Origin of the sequence: Bradyrhizobium sp. Mp27 (genome assembly GCF_029953005.1) — a bacterium.
Classification (GTDB): Bacteria; Pseudomonadota; Alphaproteobacteria; order Rhizobiales; family Xanthobacteraceae; genus Bradyrhizobium; species Bradyrhizobium barranii.
Genome location: NZ_JASAUS010000015.1, coordinates 44,434 through 65,274 on the forward strand (window position 1 = coordinate 44,434; position 20,841 = coordinate 65,274).

Annotated in this window: 24 protein-coding genes; 16 read left to right on the plus strand and 8 right to left on the minus strand. The window is 64.9% G+C overall.

Annotated features, from left to right (window positions below):
• Window position 1: 1 nt before the first annotated feature.
• Window positions 2-949, minus strand: a complete 948-nt coding sequence (gene ftsY, locus QJT78_RS11675) for a signal recognition particle-docking protein FtsY (protein WP_028150499.1) — start codon at window positions 947-949, stop codon at window positions 2-4.
• 47 nt (window positions 950-996) lie between these two features.
• Here ftsY and QJT78_RS11680 point away from each other — a divergent pair, with 47 nt between their 5' ends.
• Together QJT78_RS11680 and QJT78_RS11685 are read left to right on the plus strand one after the other, a co-directional pair.
• The gene (locus tag QJT78_RS11680; RefSeq protein ID WP_028150500.1) at window positions 997-1,698 is read left to right on the plus strand and encodes an RNA pseudouridine synthase; all 702 of its coding nucleotides are present in this window, start codon (window positions 997-999) and stop codon (window positions 1,696-1,698) included.
• Between the two features lie 248 nt (window positions 1,699-1,946).
• On the plus strand, window positions 1,947-3,056 hold the full coding sequence (locus QJT78_RS11685) for a DUF2336 domain-containing protein (protein WP_028150501.1): 1,110 nt from the start codon (window positions 1,947-1,949) through the stop codon (window positions 3,054-3,056).
• Window positions 3,057-3,175: 119 nt separating this feature from the next.
• On the opposite strand, the gene mtaB is transcribed toward QJT78_RS11685, so the two are convergent.
• Both mtaB and dapF read right to left on the minus strand, forming a co-directional pair.
• Window positions 3,176-4,429, minus strand: a complete 1,254-nt coding sequence (gene mtaB / locus QJT78_RS11690) for a tRNA (N(6)-L-threonylcarbamoyladenosine(37)-C(2))-methylthiotransferase MtaB (protein ID WP_038941794.1) — start codon at window positions 4,427-4,429, stop codon at window positions 3,176-3,178.
• Complete coding sequence (dapF, locus tag QJT78_RS11695; protein ID WP_281460234.1) at window positions 4,429-5,304, minus strand: diaminopimelate epimerase; 876 nt, start codon at window positions 5,302-5,304, stop codon at window positions 4,429-4,431. Before dapF ends, mtaB begins: the two co-directional genes overlap by 1 nt.
• A 206-nt stretch (window positions 5,305-5,510) precedes the next feature.
• On the opposite strand from dapF, the gene QJT78_RS11700 reads away from it, so the two are divergent.
• Together QJT78_RS11700 and QJT78_RS11705 are read left to right on the plus strand one after the other, a co-directional pair.
• A complete protein-coding gene (locus QJT78_RS11700; RefSeq protein WP_028150504.1) occupies window positions 5,511-6,254 on the plus strand; it encodes a GyrI-like domain-containing protein in 744 nt (247 codons plus the stop codon).
• A 5-nt stretch (window positions 6,255-6,259) separates the two neighbouring features.
• Window positions 6,260-6,979: an SIMPL domain-containing protein gene (locus QJT78_RS11705; protein ID WP_038941792.1), complete on the plus strand. Its 720-nt coding sequence runs from the start codon at window positions 6,260-6,262 to the stop codon at window positions 6,977-6,979.
• Between the two features lie 194 nt (window positions 6,980-7,173).
• Here the strand turns inward: QJT78_RS11705 and QJT78_RS11710 are convergent, their stop codons facing one another.
• A complete protein-coding gene (locus QJT78_RS11710) occupies window positions 7,174-8,238 on the minus strand; it encodes an MBL fold metallo-hydrolase (protein ID WP_028150506.1) in 1,065 nt (354 codons plus the stop codon).
• Window positions 8,239-8,687: 449 nt separating this feature from the next.
• Here QJT78_RS11710 and ffh point away from each other — a divergent pair, with 449 nt between their 5' ends.
• The 7 genes from ffh (at window position 8,688) to QJT78_RS11745 (ending at window position 14,619) form a co-directional block, all read left to right on the plus strand.
• On the plus strand, window positions 8,688-10,235 hold the full coding sequence (ffh, locus tag QJT78_RS11715) for a signal recognition particle protein (RefSeq protein ID WP_028150507.1): 1,548 nt from the start codon (window positions 8,688-8,690) through the stop codon (window positions 10,233-10,235).
• A gap of 85 nt (window positions 10,236-10,320) precedes the next feature.
• A complete protein-coding gene (gene rpsP, locus QJT78_RS11720) occupies window positions 10,321-10,653 on the plus strand; it encodes a 30S ribosomal protein S16 (protein ID WP_028150508.1) in 333 nt (110 codons plus the stop codon).
• Window positions 10,654-10,662: 9 nt separating this feature from the next.
• Window positions 10,663-11,220: a ribosome maturation factor RimM gene (gene rimM / locus QJT78_RS11725; protein ID WP_028150509.1), complete on the plus strand. Its 558-nt coding sequence runs from the start codon at window positions 10,663-10,665 to the stop codon at window positions 11,218-11,220.
• 119 nt (window positions 11,221-11,339) lie between these two features.
• On the plus strand, window positions 11,340-12,095 hold the full coding sequence (gene trmD, locus QJT78_RS11730; RefSeq protein ID WP_028150510.1) for a tRNA (guanosine(37)-N1)-methyltransferase TrmD: 756 nt from the start codon (window positions 11,340-11,342) through the stop codon (window positions 12,093-12,095).
• A gap of 108 nt (window positions 12,096-12,203) precedes the next feature.
• The gene (gene rplS / locus QJT78_RS11735; RefSeq protein ID WP_014490652.1) at window positions 12,204-12,584 is read left to right on the plus strand and encodes a 50S ribosomal protein L19; all 381 of its coding nucleotides are present in this window, start codon (window positions 12,204-12,206) and stop codon (window positions 12,582-12,584) included.
• Between the two features lie 324 nt (window positions 12,585-12,908).
• Entirely contained in the window at window positions 12,909-14,315 is a 1,407-nt protein-coding gene (gene leuC / locus QJT78_RS11740; protein ID WP_028150511.1) for a 3-isopropylmalate dehydratase large subunit, read from the plus strand.
• Window positions 14,316-14,409: 94 nt separating this feature from the next.
• Window positions 14,410-14,619 carry a hypothetical protein gene (locus QJT78_RS11745; RefSeq protein WP_028150512.1) on the plus strand — a complete coding sequence of 70 codons (210 nt, stop codon included), beginning with the start codon at window positions 14,410-14,412 and terminating at the stop codon, window positions 14,617-14,619.
• Window positions 14,620-14,741: 122 nt separating this feature from the next.
• Here QJT78_RS11745 and QJT78_RS11750 read toward each other — a convergent pair whose 3' ends face one another.
• The gene (locus QJT78_RS11750) at window positions 14,742-15,299 is read right to left on the minus strand and encodes a hypothetical protein (protein ID WP_028150513.1); all 558 of its coding nucleotides are present in this window, start codon (window positions 15,297-15,299) and stop codon (window positions 14,742-14,744) included.
• Window positions 15,300-15,448: 149 nt separating this feature from the next.
• On the opposite strand from QJT78_RS11750, the gene QJT78_RS11755 reads away from it, so the two are divergent.
• Window positions 15,449-15,748 carry a DUF1330 domain-containing protein gene (locus tag QJT78_RS11755; protein ID WP_028151894.1) on the plus strand — a complete coding sequence of 100 codons (300 nt, stop codon included), beginning with the start codon at window positions 15,449-15,451 and terminating at the stop codon, window positions 15,746-15,748.
• Window positions 15,749-15,758: 10 nt separating this feature from the next.
• On the opposite strand, the gene QJT78_RS11760 is transcribed toward QJT78_RS11755, so the two are convergent.
• Window positions 15,759-16,019: a hypothetical protein gene (locus QJT78_RS11760; protein ID WP_080586460.1), complete on the minus strand. Its 261-nt coding sequence runs from the start codon at window positions 16,017-16,019 to the stop codon at window positions 15,759-15,761.
• Window positions 16,020-16,067: 48 nt separating this feature from the next.
• Window positions 16,068-16,349, minus strand: coding sequence for a hypothetical protein (locus QJT78_RS11765; protein ID WP_028151895.1), 282 nt, complete (start codon window positions 16,347-16,349; stop codon window positions 16,068-16,070).
• 166 nt (window positions 16,350-16,515) lie between these two features.
• Between QJT78_RS11765 and QJT78_RS11770 the strand changes: the two genes are divergently transcribed.
• The 4 genes from QJT78_RS11770 to QJT78_RS11785 all read left to right on the plus strand — a co-directional run bounded on the left by QJT78_RS11770 (window position 16,516) and on the right by QJT78_RS11785 (window position 19,115).
• Window positions 16,516-16,914, plus strand: a complete 399-nt coding sequence (locus QJT78_RS11770) for a metallopeptidase family protein (RefSeq protein WP_028151896.1) — start codon at window positions 16,516-16,518, stop codon at window positions 16,912-16,914.
• Between the two features lie 81 nt (window positions 16,915-16,995).
• A complete protein-coding gene (gene leuD, locus QJT78_RS11775; RefSeq protein WP_014490662.1) occupies window positions 16,996-17,601 on the plus strand; it encodes a 3-isopropylmalate dehydratase small subunit in 606 nt (201 codons plus the stop codon).
• 80 nt (window positions 17,602-17,681) lie between these two features.
• Window positions 17,682-18,467 (plus strand): hypothetical protein, encoded by a 786-nt coding sequence (locus QJT78_RS11780; RefSeq protein WP_038941787.1) that lies wholly within the window; start codon window positions 17,682-17,684, stop codon window positions 18,465-18,467.
• 228 nt (window positions 18,468-18,695) lie between these two features.
• Window positions 18,696-19,115: a hypothetical protein gene (locus QJT78_RS11785; protein WP_281460235.1), complete on the plus strand. Its 420-nt coding sequence runs from the start codon at window positions 18,696-18,698 to the stop codon at window positions 19,113-19,115.
• A 21-nt stretch (window positions 19,116-19,136) separates the two neighbouring features.
• Here the strand turns inward: QJT78_RS11785 and QJT78_RS11790 are convergent, their stop codons facing one another.
• Window positions 19,137-20,828, minus strand: a complete 1,692-nt coding sequence (locus tag QJT78_RS11790; protein ID WP_157790060.1) for a caspase family protein — start codon at window positions 20,826-20,828, stop codon at window positions 19,137-19,139.
• Between the last annotated feature and the right edge of the window lie 13 nt (window positions 20,829-20,841).

Sequence of the window (20,841 nt, forward strand, 5' to 3'; positions counted from 1 at the left end):
CTCAGCTTTCGATTCCGGCGATCGCACGAGCGAAATCGCGCGCAGTGAACGGCGCGAGATCGTCGACGCCTTCGCCGACGCCGATGAAATGCACCGGCAGTTTGAATTTCTCCGCGAGCGCCACCAGGATGCCGCCGCGCGCGGTGCCGTCGAGCTTCGTCATCACGAGGCCGGTGACCCCCGCCGTGCGATGGAAGGCCTCGACCTGCGACAGCGCGTTCTGGCCGACCGTAGCATCAAGCACCAGCAAGACGGCATGCGGCGCAGTGTCGTCCACCTTGCGGATCACGCGCACAACCTTTTCGAGCTCGTTCATCAGCTCGGCCTTGTTCTGCAGGCGGCCGGCGGTGTCGATCAGGAGCACGTCGATGGCCTGCTCCTTCGCCGCCGTCAGCGCGTTGAAGGCGAGGCTTGCCGAATCCGAGCCCTGCGTACCCGCGATGACCGGCGTCCTGGTGCGCTCGCCCCAGACCTTGAGCTGCTCGATGGCTGCCGCGCGAAACGTGTCGCCGGCGGCCAGCATCACCTTGCGGCCTTCGGATGCGAATTTTTGCGAGAGCTTGCCGATGGTCGTGGTCTTGCCGGAACCGTTGACGCCGACCACGAGGATGACGAACGGCTTCTTGGCCGCGTCGATCTCGAGCGGCTTTGCCACCGGCGCCAGCACCTTCTCGACCTCGGTGGCGACGACGTCCTTGACCTCGTCCGCCGATATCGCCTTGTCGTAGCGCCCCGTGCCGACGGCGTCCGCGATCCGCACCGCGACCGAGGTGCCGAGGTCGGCGCGCAGCAGCACGTCCTCGATGTCGTCGAGCATGGCGCGGTCGAGCTTGCGCTTGGTGACGAGGTCGGCGACCGCGGTCCCGAGCGAGGACGAGGTGCGCTTCAGCCCGTTGGACAGGCGGCGCCACCAGCTCAGCTTGGGGGGATCTGACGTGGTATCGTTCATGGTGGCGGTGTGTTAGCCGTTCCCGCTGTTAAACGAAAGTCTTGCAATTGCTCGATGTTCCCGAATTGACCGCCGACGAGATCCTGGCGCGCGTGCTCCATCGCGACGGGCTGATGCTGGTCATCGACAAGCCCGCCGGCCTGCCGGTGCATCGCGGCCCCAAGGGCGGGGCCAATCTGGAAACGTCGTTCGACGCGCTTCGTTTCGGCCTGCCGCGGCCGCCGGTGCTGGCCCACCGGCTGGACAAGGACACCTCCGGTTGCCTCGTGCTCGGCCGCCATCGCAAGGCGACCGCCTCGCTCGGCCTCCTCTTCAAGCACGGCAAGATCGGCAAGACCTACTGGACCGTGGTCGAGGGCGGCCCTGCCGAGGACGAAGGCACCATCGACATGCCGCTCGGCCGGCTCAATGCCGAGCGCGGTTGGTGGCAGAAGCCGGACCCGGAAGGGCAGAAAGCCATCACAAATTGGAAGGTGATGGGCCGGGGCGACGGGCTGACCTGGCTCGCCATGGAACCGGTGACCGGCCGAACCCATCAATTGCGGGTGCATTCGGCCGCGACCGGCTGGCCGATCTTCGGCGATAACATTTACGGCAACGGCCCGCGCTTCGGCGAGCCGCGGCTGCATCTGCATTCCCGCGAGATCGTGGTGCCGATCTCCCGGAATAAGGAGCCGATCCGCGTGGTCGCGCCGGCCCCGCCCCACATGCATGAGAAGCTCCGCGCCTGTGGGTGGAATGGGGAATAGTTTTGGCCCCTCATGGTAAGGACGCGCGTCAGCGCCGTCTCGAACCATGAAGGCCCGACTGTCGCCCGCGGCCATCCTTCGAGACGCCCGCTTCGCGGACTCCTCAGGATAAGGAGCAGAGGCCGGTCGGGGAGCAAATCAGTGCTCGCCTTCCGCCCCGTGGTTTACGAAACGTTCAGTGCTCGTCTCTATTGATAGCGATTGCTTAGAACAAGCTTCCGTCATTCGCTCAGGACGAGCAACGCGTCATGTCCACGGCCGAGTTTTCGATCATCGATGAAGTCGAATCCGCGATTCGGCTCGGCTCGGCGGAAAAGGGCCTGGAAACGGCCCGCCGCGTCACCGACCTCTTCCTCTCCTCCGCCGGAAGTTTTGACAACGAGCAGATCGCGCTGTTCGACGACGTGCTCGAACGCCTGATCGGCACCATCGAGCTGCGCGCCATCGCCGACATGGGCGCACGAATTGCGCTGGCCGAGATCAGCGCGCAGCTCGCGCCGATCGCGCAGGCGCCGCCCTCCGTGATTCGTCGCCTCGCCAATAATGACGAGATTCGCATCGCCGGCCCCGTGCTCCAGGAATCCGCGCGCCTCGACGATGGCGAGCTGGTGAAGATCGCGTCCAGCAAGGGCGAGTCGCACCTGCTCGCGGTCGCCGGGCGCTGGTGGCTCAAGGAGATCGTCACCGACGCGCTGCTGGCGCGGCGCTATCCCAGCGTCAGCCGGCGGCTTGCCGCCAATCCCGGCGCGCGCGTTTCCGGAAACGGATTTGCCGTCATCGTCGGGCAGGCGGAGGCCGATCCCGAGCTCGCCGTGAGCGTCGGCGTCCGCGTCGACCTGCCGTCCGACTTGCGCCGCCGGTTGCTGCGCTCTGCGACGGATGCCGTGCGCACCCGGCTGCTGTCGCGCGCACCGCCGCATCTGTTCGAGGAGATCCAGGGCGCGATCGCCGCCGTGACCGTCGGTGTCGAGCGCGAGATGTCGGCCGTGCGCGATTTCGAAGGCGCCAAGCGGGCCATCGCAAATCTCAAGGCGACGGGCCAGCTGACCGAGGCGACGCTGCTCGGCTTCGCCACGCAGCGGCGCTATGAGGAAGCCGTGGCTGCCCTGGCGGCGCTGTCCGGATCAACCGTCGAAGTGATTCGCCCGTTGATGCAGAGCCTGCGCGAGGACGGCCTGCTGGTGCCATGCAAGGCGGCCCAGCTCAGCTGGGAAACCACAGCCGCCGTGCTCGAGAGCCGCTTTGCCACCGGCGCGATGAAACCCGCTGATATCGCGAGGGCGAAAAGCAATTACGCGCGAATGACGTCGGAGAACGCGCGGCGGACGCTGCGATTCTGGCAGGTGCGGGCGTTGTAGGTTTGCTCCGCCGTCATTGCCCGCGAAAGCGGGCAATCCAGTATTCCAGAGACGGCAGCGATAGAACCGAGGAGCCGCGGCGTACTGGGACGCCCGGTCAAGCCGGGCGACGACACTGCCTATACAGTCAGCCGCTCGCCATCGCTGCCGGCAATCATCAGCGGCACCACACGGCCAATACGTTCGCCCGCGATCGCCACCGGCAGATAATGCTCCGTGCGGCCCTGGCTGCCGCTCTCGATCAGCACATCGCGCGTGGCGCCGGCCTCGGCTTGCAGCCGCCGTCGTAATGCCACTTCGCCCGCCGCACGCAGCCGCTTCGCACGCTCCTTGATCGCACCGCCCGCGACCTGCGGCATCCGCGCGGCCGGCGTGCCGGGGCGCGGCGAATACGGGAAGACGTGCAGGAACGTCAGGCCGCACTCCTCCACGAGATCCAGCGAGCGCGAAAACATCTCCTCGGTCTCGGTCGGAAAGCCCGCGATGACGTCGGCGCCGAAGGCGATATCCGGACGCAGGCGGCGGACCTGATCGCAGAACGCGATCGCGTCGTGGCGCGAATGCCGCCGTTTCATGCGCTTCAAAATCATGTCGTCGCCGGATTGCAGCGACAGGTGCAGATGCGGCATCAGGCGCGCATCGTCGCCGATGGCATCCAGCAGATCGGCATCGGCCTCGATCGAATCGATCGAGGAGATACGCAGGCGCTTCAGCTCCGGCACATGCCGCAAGATCTGCTTCGTCAGCATGCCGAGTCTCGGTGCACCCGGCAGGTCGGCGCCATAGCTGGTGAGGTCCACACCGGTCAGCACGATCTCGGCATGGCCGCGCGCGACCAGCGCCCGCACCTGATCGACCACCGCGCCCATCGGCACCGAGCGTGAATTGCCGCGGCCATAGGGGATGATGCAGAACGTGCAGCGATGGTCGCAGCCGTTCTGCACCTGCACGAACACGCGCGGCAAGCCGCTCGCAAAGCCGTCGATCAGATGCGGCGCCATCTGCTTCACCGCCATGATGTCGCTGACGGCGATTTTTTCGCTCGCACCGAGATCGAACGCGGCACGCGCATCGCGCCAGACTTCGCTGCGCATCTTGTCGTCATTGCCGAGGACGCGATCGACCTCGGCCATGTCTGCGAATATCCGGCTCTGCGTCTGCGCCGCACAGCCGGTGACGACGATGCGCGCACCCGGCCGTTCGCGCTTCAATTTGCGGATCGACTGGCGCGCCTGCGCCACCGCTTCGTTGGTGACGGCGCAGCTGTTGATAACGATGGTGTCGGAAAGGCCCGCGCCCTCGGCCTCGCGGCGGATCAGTTCGGCCTCGAAGGCATTGAGGCGGCAGCCGAAGGTGACGACGTCGACGGCCATCAGCCGACCGGCGCGAACAGCGCCGGATCGAAGGAGCCCTCATATTCGAAGGTCGCGGGGCCCGTCATCAGCACGTGGTCGTCGCTTTCACGCCATTCGATCCCGAGCTTGCCGCCGGGCAACGTGATCTCGACATTGCGCTCGGTGCGCTTCAGCCGCGCGGCAGCGACCGCGGTCGCGCAGGCCGCCGAACCGCAAGCTCTGGTCAGGCCCGCGCCACGCTCCCAGGTGCGGATCGTGACGTGCTGGGGATCGACGATGTGGGCGAGCGTGATGTTGGCGCGTTCGGGGAAGATCGGGTGATTTTCCAGCAGCGGACCGAAACGCTCGAGATCGTAGGCGTTGACGTCCTCGACCCAGAAGATCGCATGCGGATTGCCCATGCTCACCACCGAGGGCGAATGCAGGATCGGATTGTCGATCGGCCCGATCTGCAATTCAATGTAGCGGGTGTCGCGAAACTCTTCCGCCAGCGGAATCTCCTGCCAGCCGAACTTCGGCGCGCCCATATCGACTGTATAGAGATCGGGCGCCGGGCCCTGCCAGCAATTGAGCAGGCCCGCGGCGGTCTCGAACGTTGCCGTGGTCTGCCCGGTCTTCTCGAAGATGCGCCGCACCACGCAGCGCATGCCGTTACCGCAGGCGCCGGCCTCGGAGCCGTCATTGTTATAGATGCTGATGAAGGCCTCGGTACCGTCGAACCGCGGCTTCCGGAGCACCATGAGCTGGTCGTAGGGTACGCCGCCCGGCGCGGACGCGACCGCGCGGGCGTCGTCCGGCGTCACCGGCGCGGCGGAATCACGCATGTCGACAACGACGATCTCGTTGCCGATGCCGTTCATCTTGGCAAATGCGTGGTTGGCCAGAACGCTCATGAAATGTCCCGAATTTCGCCTGCCTTATATGGCGATCCTTGGTGGCTTGGCCAGTGATTTGCCGCCGTGGCCATGACGCATCTGTCATGGGACGAATTCGGCACTCGCGTGTTAGAACGGCGCGGTTCGCGCGATCCGGGACGCGCGGTCGGCTCAGGGCCTTGGGGACGTAAGGCCTTGGCGCATAAGCCCTTGGGGAGAATAGAATGAATCGTTTTTGTCGCCTCGCACTGCTCGCGCTGATCCCGGCAGCGACCATGTCGTTTGGCGTGCCCGGCGCTCTGGCGCAGACCCCGAGCCCGGCGCCCGCCGCGTCGGCCAGCCCTTCGCCCGCTCCGTCGGCCTCGCCCGCCCCGGCCGCGAGTGCCGCACCTGCGCCCGCGGCAGCGCCCGCTCCGGCGCCATCGCCTGCGGCCAGCGCTTCACCCTCACCCGCTCCGGCGGCCCCACCGCCCGCTGCGGCCGCGACGCCCGCTCCGGTGCAGACCGCCGATCCCTTCGGCCTGGAGACCACGCTCGAGCCGAAGAAGGTCCTGATGGTCAAGGGCACCGCCAATTGGGATTCGGCCTTCGACACGCTGATCGACGCCTTCAAGGCGCTGAACACGCTGCTGGACAAGCAGGGCATCAAGCCCGCCGGCAATTCGATGATCGTCTACACCTCGACCGACGACACCGGCTTCACCTTCCTGGCCGAGATCCCGGTCGAGCAGGACCCGAAGAACCTGCCCAAGGACATGAGCATCGGCAAATCGCCGGAAGGCAAGGCGTTGAAATTCGTCCATCGCGGCTCCTACGACAACATGGACAACACCTATGAGGCGATCACCAATCACCTCGACGACAAGAAGCTGGAAGCCAAGGACACCTTTATCGAGGAGTACCTCACCGATCCCCTGAAGACGGCGGAGGACAAGCTCGTGATCAACGTGTTCGTGCCATTGAAGTGAGAGAGATGAAGAAGCCTGCCGTCCTTTTTACGTCCCTTGCCGCCGCTTTCGCCGCCACGCTGCTGGCGACGCCCGCACGCGCGGACGATTTTCCCTCCGCGATCTCGGTGAGCGGCGAAGCCCTGATCTCCGCGGCACCCGATCTCGCGCAGATCGACGCCGGCGTCGCCAACGACGCCAAGACGGCGAAGGAAGCCTCCGACGCCAACAACGCCGCGATGAGCAAGGTGCTGCTGGCGCTGAAGGGCGCCGGCATCGCCGAGAAGGACTATCAGACCTCGCGCCTGTCCTTGCAGTCGCAATACGGCCAGAACAAATCCACCGGCGCTTCGCCCCTGGTCGGCTTCCGCGCCTCTAACCGCGTCACCGTGAAGATCCGCGACGTGACCAAGGTCGCTGGCATCATCGATACGCTGGTCGGCGCCGGCGCCAACGACATCGGCAACATCTCCTTCGAGGTGACGCAGGCCTCAAAACTGCTCGACGACGCCCGCGTGCAGGCGGTCGTGGACGCCCGCCGCAAGGCCGAGATCTACGCCAAGGCCACCGGCGTCACGCTCGGCTCGCCGCTCAGCGTATCCGAGGGCGGCGCTCCGGTGCCGCTGTTCAAGGCAAGAATGGCGACCGCGCCGATGGCGGCGCCCGCGGCCGTCGCGCCGGGCGAGGAAACGCTGTCGGTGACGGTGAATGTGAGCTGGGCGATTATACGCCCTGAGGGCAAGTAAGCCGTAAGAGGCACACTGCCCACTACGAGTACAGCTGTCGTCCCCGCGAAGGCGGGGACCCATAACCACAGGGAGTGGTTATGACGCGACGCAGGTAACTCCGAGTCTCCGCCAAACCACTCCCTGTGGTTATGGGTCCCGGATCTGCGCTTCGCTTGTCCGGGACGACAGCGGAGATTGACGCTGAGTCTCCGCTAAATCTCCACCACCTGCCCCGGCTTCATCGCCACAAACCGCTCCTGCGGAATCATCGCGGCATCGAGCGCTTCGACCAGCGCCTTCGCCGGCGCGTCGATCGCTTCATCCGTCAGCTGGAACGTGCCGTGATGATGCCCGAGCGCGGCTTGCGCGCCGCAATCGGCCAGCGCCTTCACGGCGTCTTCCGGATTCATGTGCTGGTCTCGCATGAACCAGCGCGGTTCGTAGGCGCCGATCGGGAGGATCGCCAGACGCAGCTGCCCGTGCTTCTCGGCGACGCGGCGAAAGTGCCCGCCGTCGCCATAACCGGAATCGCAGACGACGTAGATTTTTCCCGCCGGCGTCTCCAGCACGAAACTCGCCCACAGCGCCTTGTTGCGATCGAACATGCCGCGCGCCGACCAGTGCCGGGTCGGCACCAGCGTCACGGCGATGCCGCGGCCGAGCTCAACGCGGTCGTGCCAGTCAAACGCTTCGGCCTTGATGGTGGAATCGGAACTGCGCATCGTGACGTCGTTGCCGAGCGGCGTCACGACGCGCGGGGCAAAATTCTTGGCGAGCCGCGACAGCGTCGCAATGTCCAGATGATCGTAGTGCCCGTGCGAGACCAACACGACGTCGATCTTCGGCAACTTCTCGAACGCGATACCGGGGTCGTTGTGCCGCTTCGGTCCGGCAAAACTGACGGGCGAGACCCGCGAGGACCAGACGGGATCGACGAGGATGTTGAGGCCGCCGGCCTGGATCAGCCAGCTGGCGTGGCCGACGAAGGAGAGCCGCACCTTGTCGCCCTCGACACGCTCCGGCGGCGTGTCGGCTTGGGGGTTGGGCACCCAGTCGGGCCAGTCTGCGCGTTGCCCCCGGCCACCTAATTGCCACCGCAGCACCTCACCGAGCGATCTCGGTGGCGCCCCGTCGGGATCGAAGAAGGTCAGGCCGTCAAAATGGTCGGAGGCGGGGCCGTCATAGGTTTTCATGCGGGACATCCAGAGGGGCGGAACACCGACCAGCGCGGCGCCACCGGCGAGCAATCCAAAGAGGCGGCGGCGGGTGATCGGCACAAGCGGGCTTCAGGGATGGTAACGGAGGTAAATCATCACATTCTATATGGGCGGAGCCCGAGCAAAAGGAACTGGCCGCCAAAAGTTCCGTATTTTCAGAGCCTTGCCCTGGCAAAGGCACCCCGGCACCCTAACTTTCCTTGACTTTTGGGCGGGAGCGGCGTTTAACCCCGCCACTTTCTCGGAAAGGGCTTTCTTTTCGACCCGCCCACTGGCCCTGGAGGCCAGAGGCCAACGCCCGACAGCGCTGTGCGCCCTCGGGCGCAAAGGTGTTTGGAAGATCGCTTGCTTAGGAAGTGGTCATCGCCCGACTTGATCGGGCGATCCAGTATCCCAGAGGCAGCTCGGCTGAACCGAGGTGCCGCGGCGTACTGGATGCCCCGGTCAAGCCGGGGCATGACAGTGGTGAACGCGGCAACCCTGCGCGAGCAGGACAAGGGACAACGGCATTGTTCGACAATCTGTCGGAACGGCTTGGTGGCATTCTCGATCGTCTGACGGGGCGCGGTGCGCTGACCGAAAAGGACGTCGACGCCGCGATGCGCGAGGTGCGCCGCGCGCTGCTGGAGGCCGACGTCGCGTTAGAGGTGGTGCGCAGCTTCACCGAACGCGTCCGCGAGCAGGCGATCGGCGCCACCGTCGTCAAGTCGGTCACGCCCGGCCAGATGGTGGTCAAGATCGTCCATGACGAGCTGATCAACACGCTCGGCGCCGAAAGCCAGACCATCGACGTCAATTCCGTGCCGCCGGTACCGATCATGATGGTCGGTCTGCAAGGCTCCGGTAAAACCACCACCACCGCGAAGCTCGCCCGCCGCCTGGTCCAGCGCGACAAGCGCAAGGTGCTGATGGCTTCCCTCGACGTCTACCGTCCGGCGGCGATGGAGCAGCTGGCCGTGCTCGGCCGCGACCTCGACATTCCCACCTTGCCGATCGTGGCGGGCCAGCAGCCGCCGCAGATCGCGAAGCGCGCACTCGAAGCCGGCAAGCTCGGCGGCTACGACATCGTGCTGCTCGACACCGCCGGCCGCACCACGCTCGACGAAGACATGATGGCGGAAGCGGCTGCGATCAAAGCCGCTGCGAACCCGCATGAAGTGCTGCTGGTCGCCGACAGCCTCACCGGCCAGGACGCCGTGAATCTTGCCCGCGCCTTCGATCAGCGCGTCGGGCTCACCGGCATCGTGCTGACACGAGTCGACGGCGACGGCCGCGGCGGCGCGGCGCTGTCGATGCGCGCCGTCACCGGCAAGCCGATCAAACTGATCGGCACTGGTGAAAAGACCGATGCGCTGGAAGATTTCCATCCCGATCGTATCGCCGGCCGCATCCTCGGCATGGGCGACGTGGTGTCGCTGGTCGAACGAGCCGCCGCCAACATCGACGCCGAGAAGGCCGCGCGCACCGCCGAGCGCATGCGCAAGGGTCAGTTCGACCTCAACGACATGCGCGAGCAGCTGTTGCAGATGGCGAACATGGGCGGCATCAGCGGCTTGATGGGCATGATGCCCGGCATCGCCAAGATGAAGAACCAGATCGCGGCCGCCGGCATCGACGACAAGATCCTGAAGCGCCAGGTCGCGGTGATCGATTCCATGACGCGCGACGAGCGCCGTCATCCCGACCTGCTCAAGGCCAGCCGCAAGAAGCGCATCGCCGCAGGAAGCGGCCAGAGCGTCGAACAGGTCAACAAGCTGCTCAAGATGCACCGGAACATGGCCGACGTGATGAAGGCCATGGGCTCGGGCAAGCGCGGCCCGCTCGCCGGCATCGCACAGGCGATGGGCTTTGGCGGCGGCATGAAGCCGCCCTCGCCGGAAGAGATGAAGGCAATGCAGGAGAAGATGCAGAGCGGCGGCGGGCAGGGTCTGCCCAGCCTGCCGAAGGATCTGCCGCCCGGTCTTCGCTCCGGCCTACCGAATTTGCCGGGGCTTACGGGCCTCAGCGGCAAGCCGACCCTTCCGGGGCTCGGCGGTTTTCCCGGCAAGAAGAAATGAGGAATTCGTCGCGGGGGATCGCAAGCGTCCCGCGCAACGCGGAATACCAATCAACCGAACAAAACGTACTTTGAAGGAGAACTAGATGTCCGTCGTTATCCGCCTCGCTCGTGCAGGCACCAAGAAGCGCCCCGTCTATCACGTCGTCGTCGCCGATTCGCGCTTTCCCCGCGATGGCCGCTTCATCGAGCGTCTCGGTTATTTCAACCCGCTGCTGCCGAAGGACAACGAGGCCCGCCTCAAGCTCGACATGGACAAGGTGAAGGCCTGGGTCGCCAAGGGTGCGCAGCCGTCGGACCGCGTGGCGCGTTTCCTCGACGCCGCCGGCGTCAAGAAGCGCGAAGCGCGCAACAACCCGCAGAAGGCCGTGCCGCGCAAGGAGCGCAAGGCGCAGGCCGAAGCCGCTGCGAAGGGTTAAGGCCAGACCATGTCGGCGCTGGTCTGCGTCGCGCGGATCGGCGCCGCACATGGTGTGCGCGGTGCGGTCAAATTATGGACCTTCACCGAAGATCCCTTTGCCATCAAACGGTACGGGCCGCTTCTGTCCAAGGACGGCAAGCGCCAGTTCGAGGTCGCGCAGGCGCGCGAAGCCAGGGATCATCTGGTCGCGACGTTCAAGGGCGTCACGACCCGCGATGAGGCCGAGCGCCTCAACGGCATCGAGCTCTACGTCGCGCGCGAAAAGCTGCCCGCGACCGACGCGGACGAATATTACCACACCGACCTGATCGGGCTCGCCGCCGTCACCACCGACGGCGACGCGCTCGGCCGCGTGCTCGCGATCCACAATTTCGGCGCCGGCGACATCATCGAGATCGCGCCGCCAAAAGGCACGACGATACTGCTGCCGTTCACAAACGCGGTGGTGCCGGAAGTCGATCTCACAGGCGGACGCGTCGTGATCGCGCTGCCGCAGGAGATCGAGGGCGAGGACAAGGACGAAGCCCTATCCACGGGTCGTCCCCGCGAAGGCGGGGACCCATAATCACAGGCCGTGGTTTTTTGGCTAAGCTGGTAGCCTCGATCATCGCAAAGCGAAGTGCGGTGGTTATGGGTCCCGGGCTCGCGCTTCGCGCGCCCGGGGACGGCAAGAACTGAGATCCGATGACCAACCCCTCACCCTGGCGCGCGACGGTGCTGACGCTGTTTCCGGAGATGTTTCCGGGGCCGCTCGGCGTCAGCCTGGCCGGCCGGGCGCTGGCTGGCGGGCTCTGGGAGCTCGAGGCGCGGGACATCCGGGCCTCCGCCACCGACCGGCATCGGAGCGTCGATGACACCCCGGCCGGCGGCGGACCGGGCATGGTGCTGCGGGCCGATGTTCTGGCGGCGGCGATCGATGCCGCCGCGATCAGCGCGGACCGGCCGAAACTGCTGATGAGCCCGAGGGGTCGGCCATTGACCCAGGCCCGGGTAATGGAGCTGGCCGAGGGTCCGGGCCCCCTGATCGTCTGCGGACGGTTCGAGGGGGTAGACCAGCGGGTGATCGACGGACGGGGCCTGGAGGAGGTCTCGATCGGCGACTACGTGCTGTCCGGGGGCGAAATCGCCGCCTTGGCCCTGATCGACGCCTGCGTCCGGCTGCTGCCCGGCGTGATGGGCAAGGAGGCCTCGGGAACCGAGGAAAGCTTCTCGGAGGGCCTGCTCGAATACCCCCAATACACCCGTCCGCAGCTGTTCGAGGGCACGCCGATCCCGGAGACCCTGACCTCCGGCGACCACGCCAAGGTTGCAGCCTGGCGGCGGGCACAATCCGAGGCCCTGACGGCGGCCCGGCGGCCTGATTTATGGGCCCAAATCCCGGCCAAAGCGCCGAATCGGGCCGGACGCCAAAAAACGCCAAAAAACAAGACAGACGGGTGACAAACGCTCCGGCTTGCCTTATAGGAGCGGCCACATCCGCAATAGCTGGATCGACGAATTTCGCGCAGCCCCCACCCTGCGGCTGGGCGCGCCGATGGAGATTTACCCATGAACCTGATCAAGCAGCTCGAGCAAGAGCAATTCGACAAGCTCTCGGCCGGCAAGGACATCCCGGAGTTCGGACCCGGCGATACCGTGATCGTCAACGTCAAGGTCGTCGAAGGCGACCGTACCCGCGTGCAGGCCTATGAAGGCGTCTGCATCGGCCGTTCCGGCGGCGGGCTCAATGAGAGCTTCACCGTCCGCAAGATCTCCTATGGCGAGGGTGTCGAGCGCGTGTTCCCAGTGCTCTCCCCGATGATCGACTCGATCAAGGTGGTGCGCCGCGGCAAGGTGCGTCGTGCCAAGCTCTATTACCTCCGCAACCTTCGCGGCAAGTCGGCCCGCATCGTCGAGAAGCAGGACCGCGCGACTGCCGTCGGCGAGTAATCTTCGCCCCACCAGGCAAGTTTTCGAAAGCGCGGGGCTCGGCTCCGCGCTTTTTTGTTGCGTCAGCCGTGCGCGTCAAAGCACTCGCGCTTCCAAATCGGCCTGCTATATATTCTTGGAATGTTTCCAGATCAGACCAGCCTCGCCCCCGTCACGCGCATCGTCATCGACGATCGCTCGCGGCTGCCTGGCCGGTTCTTCGGACGCTTCGCGACCTCGGCAACGTCAGAGCTTATGCGCGCAGCCTAAAAGCTGCGCTGACGATTTTGTTGCCCGCGCGTGACCGCGCATATCCGCACCACAACATTCCTGGAGCTGAAGCTCATGTCCAAGCCGACCACATTGTACGACAAGATCTGGAACGACCATCTGGTGCACGAGGCCGACGACGGCACCTGCCTGCTCTACATCGACCGCCATCTGGTGCACGAGGTGACCTCGCCGCAGGCGTTCGAAGGTCTGCGCGCCACCGGCCGCAAGGTGCACTCGCCGGAAAAGACGCTCGCCGTCGTCGACCACAACGTGCCGACCACCGATCGCACCAAGCCGAATCCCGATCCGGAGAGCATCGAGCAGATCAAGGCGCTGGCCGAGAACGCCAAGGAATTCGGCATCGAATATTACGACGAGTTCGACAAGCGCCAGGGCGTCGTCCATGTCATCGGGCCCGAGCAGGGCTTCACCCTGCCCGGCACCACCATCGTCTGCGGTGACAGCCACACCTCGACGCATGGCGCGTTCGGCGCGCTCGCACACGGCATCGGCACCTCCGAGGTCGAGCACGTGCTGGCGACGCAGACGCTGATCCAGAAGAAGGCGAAGAACATGCGCGTCACCGTCGGCGGCAAATTGCCTGAAGGCGTGACGGGCAAGGACATCATCCTCGCCATCATCGGCGAGATCGGCACTGCCGGCGGCACCGGCTACGTGCTGGAACACGCCGGCGATGCGATCAGCGCGCTCAGCATGGAAGGCCGCATGACGGTCTGCAACATGTCGATCGAAGGCGGCGCGCGCGCCGGCCTGGTTGCGCCCGACCAGAAGGCGTTCGACTTCCTGCGCGGACGCCCGAAGGCGCCGAAGGGCGCGGACTGGGATGCGGCGATGCGCTATTGGGAGAAGCTGCGCTCCGACGACGGCGCGCATTTCGACCACGAGCTGCGCCTCGACGCTGCCAAGCTGCCGCCGATCGTGACCTGGGGCACCTCGCCCGAGGACGTCATCTCGGTGACCGGCATCGTGCCCGATCCGGATCAGATCGCGGACGAGGCCAAGCGTCTCTCCAAGCACCGCGCCCTGAAATACATGGGCCTGACCGCGGGCACGAAGATCACCGACATCAAGCTCGACCGCATCTTCATCGGCTCCTGCACCAACGGCCGCATCGAGGATCTGCGCGCGGCGGCGAAGATTGCTGAAGGCAAGACCGTTTCAGCACATGTCAACGCCATGGTCGTGCCGGGCTCCGGCCTCGTGAAGGAGCAGGCCGAAGCCGAGGGTCTCGACAAGATCTTCATCAACGCCGGCTTCGAATGGCGCGAGCCCGGTTGCTCGATGTGCCTCGCGATGAACCCGGACAAGCTGGCTCCGGAAGAGCGCTGTGCCTCGACCTCGAACCGCAACTTCGAGGGCCGCCAGGGCTTCAAGGGCCGCACGCATCTGGTGTCTCCGGCGATGGCGGCAGCAGCCGCGATCGCGGGTCACTTCGTCGACGTCAGGGAGTGGCGGTAAGCCGCTCCCTGCAATTTGAGCTAAAGCGGCAAACGGCCGTTAATCGGCATCGCCGACACTGCGTCCTCGCGACGGTTTCGCGAGGACAGAGCTCATGGCCAACAAGCCTGAATATGTCGATCTGATCGGCGAGGCGACGCGCCAGCACCGGCGGCGCGCAACGCCCTTGCGCATCGTCGCCAAGCCCGAGGTCGAGGAGACCTCGAAGCTCAGCCGCTGGCCGCCGGCGATGATCAAGCAGTGGAAGCTCGAGAACCTGACACGGTGGAAGCCGGCGTCATGGAAGCTGAAGGATTGGCTCTAGGCCAAGCTCACCGTCATGCCCGGGCTCGTCCCGGGCATCCACGAATTTTCTTCGCAGCACAGGAACGTGGATGGCCGGGACAAGCCCGGTCATGACGAGTGCGGAGCTAGCAGCAACTCGCATTACCAATAGCGGTACGGATAGTGCCAGCGATGCCACCGGCAGACTCGGCGCGGGCCGTAATAGGTCCAGATCACCCGGCAGCGGCGCGGATAGTGGTAATAGGGATAGTAGCCGCCGTAATAATAGCGCCGGTGAAAGTGGCGATAGCCGTAATGCGGGCGATAGATCCCGTAGCGATGAAAACCGCCATAGTGACGAAATCCGCCGTAGCGATAGCCGCCACCATGAAAGGCGGGTGCGGCGCGGAAGCCGCCAATATGGCCGCCACGAAAGCCACCACCGCGGAAACCGCCGATATGTCCTCCGCCACCATGGAAACCACCGCCACGAAAGCCGCCGCCGCCATGGAAGCCGCCACCATGTCCACCGCCGCCACCGTGACGGACCTGCGTGATCATGTCATCGCTTGCAGCCTTCGCCGCCGGCAACGGCGTCGGATTAATCGGAGTCATCGCTTCGGCACGTTGTGCAGTCCCGGCCGACAGCATCAGCGTGGCAACGGCCGCGAGCCCGAGCAAGCGTATCGGGCTTGTCCGAGCATCCAAGATCCTCAGCATGGAATTCTCCCAGAATCTGAACGGCAGCGTCGCTCGCATCGCTGTTCAATTGCAGTCGCTCCCAAGATTAAATTAGGGACAGCGACGTGAACCCCTCATGAATGAACAACTTGCCGAGGCGTCGTGGCACGACAAGAGGAATTTGAGAGATGACTGTCTACGCGATCGCGCAATTGAAGATGACGGACCGTGCGGCCTATGACCGCTATCAGGCGCGGTTCTTCGACGTGTTCAGAAAGTACAACGGACGGCTGCTCGCCGCCGACGAGCAGCCGCGCGTGCTCGAGGGCCCGTGGCCGTTCGACAAGCTCGTCATGATGTCGTTTCCCGACGAGGCCGCATTCCTCGCCCTCTCGAATTCACCGGACTACGAAGACATCTCGCGCGATCGCAAGGCGGGCGCGCAGGCAACCGTGCTGCTGGTCAGGGGATTTGCGCCGGCGGGCTAACGCGGCGGCGTCACCACCACGGCCCGTAGCCGAACACGAACGGTGCCGGCACGCCGTAGGGATAGGGACGGTAGTAGACGGGCCGCGCGTAATAGCGCGGATCATGGGGCGCTGAGCGCCGCGCAGCGTCATGGTGTCGTGCGTGCCGTCTCGCATCGAAAATCGCTGTCCCGGCCGAGGCATCCGACTTCGTCACACTCTGCGCGGTTGAAGCGCGAGGCAAACCCGCTGCGAGCCCGGCGACAACGGCCAATGCAATCCATCTCGTCATGACGAACTCCGCCTCAAGATGCGGGCATCACACGGCCGTTGAGGCGCGTCAGCCCCGCCGCCAGTAGCAGCTCATATGCGGCACGATCACCGTGCCGCTCGGCCGATATTCCTGCACATAGGTGGCGTTGCACTCGCGGACCGCATCGGGACCCGGATAGTAGCGCGGATAGACGCCGTCCGGAGTGTAGTAGGGCGTGACGCGCAGCCGGGCGGGCGGGCGCCTGCGCGGCGGGGGAACGTCGTCTGGCGAGGCCGCCTGGGCCAGCCTGATGCCGGTGCCGGCCGTCTGGGCTTCCGCACCGACGCAAAATTGCGAAAACAACCCCATGCAAAGTAGAACCAGTATTGCTGTTCCCGCCCGCATCGCACCACCACCCACCTGAGCTATCCCCTTGAGGCGCCGTACGCTCCCCGTTTTCGCGCGCGGCGTCAACTCTTCGTAGCCTCCTATAAAGCCGGATGCATCGCCACGGAACCCGCGCTAAGAAAAGCCCATGTGGACGGAATTGAAAGCGCCCTCGCTGGCGGAGATGGAAACAACGGCGCATGACATCTTCGAGCGCCTGCCGGCGGAATTTCGCGGCCTCTGTGAGGGCGTGATCCTCCGTGTCGACGACTTCCCGACCGAGGAAGTCATGGACGAGATGGAATGCGAGAGCGAGTTCGACCTGCTCGGCCTGTTCCAGGGCGTCGGCCTGCCCCAGCAGAGCCTGGGCGATGTGGCGCGGCTGCCCAACATGGTCTGGCTCTACCGCCGGCCGATCCTGGATTACTGGGCCGAGCACGACGAGAGCCTCGGCCACATCGTCCGCCACGTCCTGATCCACGAGATCGGCCACCATTTCGGCCTCTCCGACGACGATATGGCCGCGATTGAGGCTCGAGCAGACTAGATCTGCCGAATTCGGCCTAGGATTCGGGCCCCGGACACGATAAATATCCGTTCCCTGAACCACCCCCGGGAAAGCGCAACCATGGACAAGTTCACCACGCTGGAAGGCGTCGCGGCGCCGCTGAAGATCATCAACGTCGACACCGACATGATCATTCCGAAGCAGTACCTCAAGACCATCAAGCGCACCGGCCTTGGCAAGGGGCTCTTCTCCGAGCAGCGCTACAAGGACGACGGCAGCGAGAATCCGGATTTCGTCCTCAACCAGCCCGCCTATCGCAATTCGAAGGTGCTGGTCGCCGGCGACAATTTCGGCTGCGGCTCGAGCCGCGAGCACGCGCCCTGGGCGCTGCTCGACTTCGGCATCCGTTGCGTGATCTCGACCTCGTTCGGCGACATCTTCTACAACAACTGCTTCAAGAACGGCATTCTGCCGATCCGCGTCTCGCAGGAAGACCTCGACAAGCTGTTCGACGACGCCGAGCGCGGCGCCAATGCGACGCTGACGATCGACCTGCCGAACCAGGAAATCCGCGGCCCCGACGGCGGCAAGGTCAAGTTCGAGATCGACCCGTTCCGCAAGCACTGCCTGATCAACGGCCTCGACGACATCGGCCTGACGATGGAGAAGAAGGCCTCGATCGACACCTACGAGGAAAAGCTCAAGCGCGAACGCGCCTGGGCCTGAGATCGAGCTTCAGTTCGAGCCCCGGTGCTGATAGCGCCGGGGCTTTTTCTTTGTCCTGATTAACCCCTAAACTGACGCGCATGCTACCCGACATCGTCACCTTCTGGCACGGCCCGATGGACGCACTGCGCCAGACCTGTCTGCGCTCGCAGTTAGCTGCCGGCCACAAGGTCACGGTCTACAGTTTCGACACCATTCCCGGCCTGCCCGCGGGCATCGGGAATGCGGATGCCGAGGCGATCCTGCCGCACGCGTTCTCCGAACGATTGCGACCGCCGCAGCCGGATGGAAGCTGGCGCGACTGGACCACGGTTCAGTTCAGCGACTTCTTCCGCATGAAGCTGATGGCGAAGAACCTCGGCCTCTGGCTCGATGCCGACGTGTTGCTGCTGAAACCCGTCGAGATCGATCCGGCCAAACCCTACTTCGCCTGGGAGCGGCCGCGCCAGCTCGGCAATTCCGTGATCTATCTGCCGGCAGAGCACGGCATCGTTGCCGCCTTCGAGGAGCTGATGGAGCAGGAGGAGCTGACGCCGAACTGGCTGTCGGTGCGCCATCGCATCACCTTCATGATGCGTCGCCTGCGCGGGGGCTCGAACCGTCTCTCGGACATTCGCGTCGCGATCTTCGGACCGGCAGCGCTCACCGCGCTCGCGCGCCGCACCGGTGAACTACAGAACGCGCTGCCGAAGCACTCGTTCTACGCCGTGCACGCCGAGCCAAAGCTGTTCTTCGATCCCTCGAGCTATCTCGGCCTCGTCACCAACCCCGAGATCATCGGCCTGCACATCTCGCCCAAGGGCCGCGGCGGCGAAAAGCCGATCCCGGGCAGCCTGTATGCGTGGGCGACGGAGCGGTTCAGTTAGCTCTCCGTGTCCCGGACGCGGTGCGGCGCGTAGTGCCGCTCCGCAGAGCCGGGACCCATCTCGCCGCATTTCTGGGTCCCGGCTCTGCGCAGCAGCGTTTCACGCTGCAGCGCGTCCGGGACACGAGAGCAGTTTCCTTGACTCATTCTCAATTTGATCCAGCGCAACGCGCCTCTGCACCATTGTGCCTAATCTCGCTCCAACTCCACGACCCAAACGGAGCTTCGCATGAGCACCGCAAGCAGGCCCTATCCCATCGTTCAGGACCTCATCGAGTCCTTTGCCGCCTGGCTGAAGCATCGCCGCGAGATGAACGAGATGCGGCAGCTCGATCGCGCCGATTTCGACCGGATCGCGCAAGATCTCAGGATCGCGCCTGACGATCTGGAGGAGCTGGTCCGTCACGGCAAGCACGCTGCCGACGAGCTGCCGAGGATGCTCGAGCAGCTCGGAATCAGCGCAGACAGGCTCGGTCGTGCGCAGCCGCTGCTGCTCCGCGACATGGAGCGCGTCTGCTCGCTCTGCAATCAGAAGGGACAATGCGACCGCGACCTCGTCGATGGCACCGCCGCGGAGAACTACCACGGCTATTGCGCCAATGCGTCGACGCTGGAGTCGCTCGATCGGGCCGACGTCGCCCCGCGCTGACGCGTCGTCTGGATCGAAAGATCAGATCGTGCCGTTTCGCGCGCAAGCGTCGCGTTGGGCAAATCCTTTCACGAGCTTTCTGCACGCGCGATAGCGCTCTTCCATACTCGCTCCGCCGGCATGGCCCGGAGGGCCAGGGTCGGCCGCGCTCTCTTTTTTGACTGCATGAGATCGCGCAGTCTTATCGCGTTTGGCCGAAGGTTCGGCATCCTCGGGCACCGGCACAAGCTGCCAGACTGGACGAAGCTCGATATTCGCGGTCTCCGACGGATTCTCCTTATTGATGGAAGTCAGGGCAAGGACGTTCTTGTCCAGCTTGACCGTAACAGGCGTTCCATTGGTGGAGAATTTATCGTTCGTAATGTACTCGGCGAACGATTTGTATCCCGCCACATCCTTCGCCCATGACTGTTTCGTGGGCGGCCCCCAGAGGTAGTATCCCTTGGCCAGGCCCGTCGCGGAGACCTCCGTGATGATCAGCATGGCGTAGCGTCCCTTGCCATTGGTCCACCCACGCTTGTTGGACCACACGCCGACAAACCTGGAATTGGCGTTGAGTGGATCGTTCTGATCGGACGAGATGGTGAAGCTCGGCAATTCGAGTTGCTGAGCTGCCGCGATGACAGAGATTTTTTTGTTGTCGTCGGGCGTAAATGGATTTCGTACGGCGCGCCTGGCATCCGCCTCCTGGCGTCCGCTCGCATCCGATTTCGGAGCAGCAGCCGGAGATGATAGCGCCGCAACTTCGCTGGCCTTGAGATCCTTGATTCGCTGGCGGGCCTCGGCAGCGTGGTCGCTGCGGGGGTATCTGGCGATAAATTCCTCAAAGAGAGCTGCCACCGTCGACGTCCGGACAGCCTGCCAGAATTTCTCGTCTTCCGCGGGAGCAGCAGGCGCCGGAGTTGATGCAGCTGGCGCCCGAGCGGCGACGGCAGGCGCCTTGAGGTAAATCTCTTCCTTCGACAAGGAGCCATACACGAAAGGCTGCTGTTCGCGCCTGGTTGCCGCCATCACGTCGTCACGAACCCGGCGAAACAGAAACGATATCTCCAGGCCGGGTGTTTCAATGTGGCGAAGCAGCGACGTCGTGAAGGGGCTATTCCGGCCATCGCCGTCGCTTGCGGTGGTGCCGTCCCGGGCGGCATACGCGATCAGGACGTTGTCGGACGGCTCCGTCGGCGCGAGCCCGCGAGCCACGGCCCGGGTGCTCAACGAGCGCTTCATCTTCGCGGCAAAAGGGTTGTTGCGGCACGCGTCAAGGATCACGAGGCCCAGCTTCCGTGCCTTCGAGACCTGAAGGCTCACCGAACGCAGGCTGATCGCCTCGCTTTCGGCGTCGCTATCGCTGCGCAGCTCTGCGCTGATCGGGATCAGCCAATTCTCGCCGCCGACTTCCATGCCGTGCCCGTCGTAGAACACGACGGCGATGTCGGACATTTCGGCGGATCGGCCGAACTCAACGACGGCCTTCCTCATCTCTTGCGCGGTGGCGTTCTTGACTTGAGTGACCTTGAAATCCAGCCGCTCCAGCGCGCGGCCGATGTCGGCCGCATCGCGAGTCGGGTTCGGCAACTCGGGCACCTTCTCGTAGGCGCCATTGCCGATGACAAGCGCAACCCGCGCCTGCGCAAGGGCGGGCTGAGCGGACAAAAGCGACGTGACGAGAAAGACAGCTGCCCCAAAAAATCGCATCAATAGAATGCCCGGCCCCACCAATGGCTTCGAG

Excerpts from the sequence above, each read along its gene's own strand:
- QJT78_RS11785 (WP_281460235.1), top strand. The coding sequence starts at position 18,696 with ATGAGCACCGCAAGCAGGCCCTATCCCATCGTTCAGGACCTCATCGAG.
- mtaB (WP_038941794.1), bottom strand. The coding sequence starts at position 4,429 with ATGGCCGTCGACGTCGTCACCTTCGGCTGCCGCCTCAATGCCTTCGAG.
- QJT78_RS11780 (WP_038941787.1), top strand. The coding sequence starts at position 17,682 with ATGCTACCCGACATCGTCACCTTCTGGCACGGCCCGATGGACGCACTG.
- QJT78_RS11705 (WP_038941792.1), top strand. The coding sequence starts at position 6,260 with ATGAAGAAGCCTGCCGTCCTTTTTACGTCCCTTGCCGCCGCTTTCGCC.
- rpsP (WP_028150508.1), top strand. The coding sequence starts at position 10,321 with ATGTCCGTCGTTATCCGCCTCGCTCGTGCAGGCACCAAGAAGCGCCCC.
- QJT78_RS11685 (WP_028150501.1), top strand. The coding sequence starts at position 1,947 with ATGTCCACGGCCGAGTTTTCGATCATCGATGAAGTCGAATCCGCGATT.
- trmD (WP_028150510.1), top strand. The coding sequence starts at position 11,340 with ATGACCAACCCCTCACCCTGGCGCGCGACGGTGCTGACGCTGTTTCCG.
- QJT78_RS11750 (WP_028150513.1), bottom strand. The coding sequence starts at position 15,299 with ATGCTGAGGATCTTGGATGCTCGGACAAGCCCGATACGCTTGCTCGGG.
- rimM (WP_028150509.1), top strand. The coding sequence starts at position 10,663 with ATGTCGGCGCTGGTCTGCGTCGCGCGGATCGGCGCCGCACATGGTGTG.
- leuD (WP_014490662.1), top strand. The coding sequence starts at position 16,996 with ATGGACAAGTTCACCACGCTGGAAGGCGTCGCGGCGCCGCTGAAGATC.
- rplS (WP_014490652.1), top strand. The coding sequence starts at position 12,204 with ATGAACCTGATCAAGCAGCTCGAGCAAGAGCAATTCGACAAGCTCTCG.
- QJT78_RS11760 (WP_080586460.1), bottom strand. The coding sequence starts at position 16,019 with ATGACGAGATGGATTGCATTGGCCGTTGTCGCCGGGCTCGCAGCGGGT.
- dapF (WP_281460234.1), bottom strand. The coding sequence starts at position 5,304 with ATGAGCGTTCTGGCCAACCACGCATTTGCCAAGATGAACGGCATCGGC.
- ftsY (WP_028150499.1), bottom strand. The coding sequence starts at position 949 with ATGAACGATACCACGTCAGATCCCCCCAAGCTGAGCTGGTGGCGCCGC.
- QJT78_RS11765 (WP_028151895.1), bottom strand. The coding sequence starts at position 16,349 with ATGGGGTTGTTTTCGCAATTTTGCGTCGGTGCGGAAGCCCAGACGGCC.
- QJT78_RS11700 (WP_028150504.1), top strand. The coding sequence starts at position 5,511 with ATGAATCGTTTTTGTCGCCTCGCACTGCTCGCGCTGATCCCGGCAGCG.
- QJT78_RS11770 (WP_028151896.1), top strand. The coding sequence starts at position 16,516 with ATGTGGACGGAATTGAAAGCGCCCTCGCTGGCGGAGATGGAAACAACG.
- leuC (WP_028150511.1), top strand. The coding sequence starts at position 12,909 with ATGTCCAAGCCGACCACATTGTACGACAAGATCTGGAACGACCATCTG.
- QJT78_RS11755 (WP_028151894.1), top strand. The coding sequence starts at position 15,449 with ATGACTGTCTACGCGATCGCGCAATTGAAGATGACGGACCGTGCGGCC.
- QJT78_RS11745 (WP_028150512.1), top strand. The coding sequence starts at position 14,410 with ATGGCCAACAAGCCTGAATATGTCGATCTGATCGGCGAGGCGACGCGC.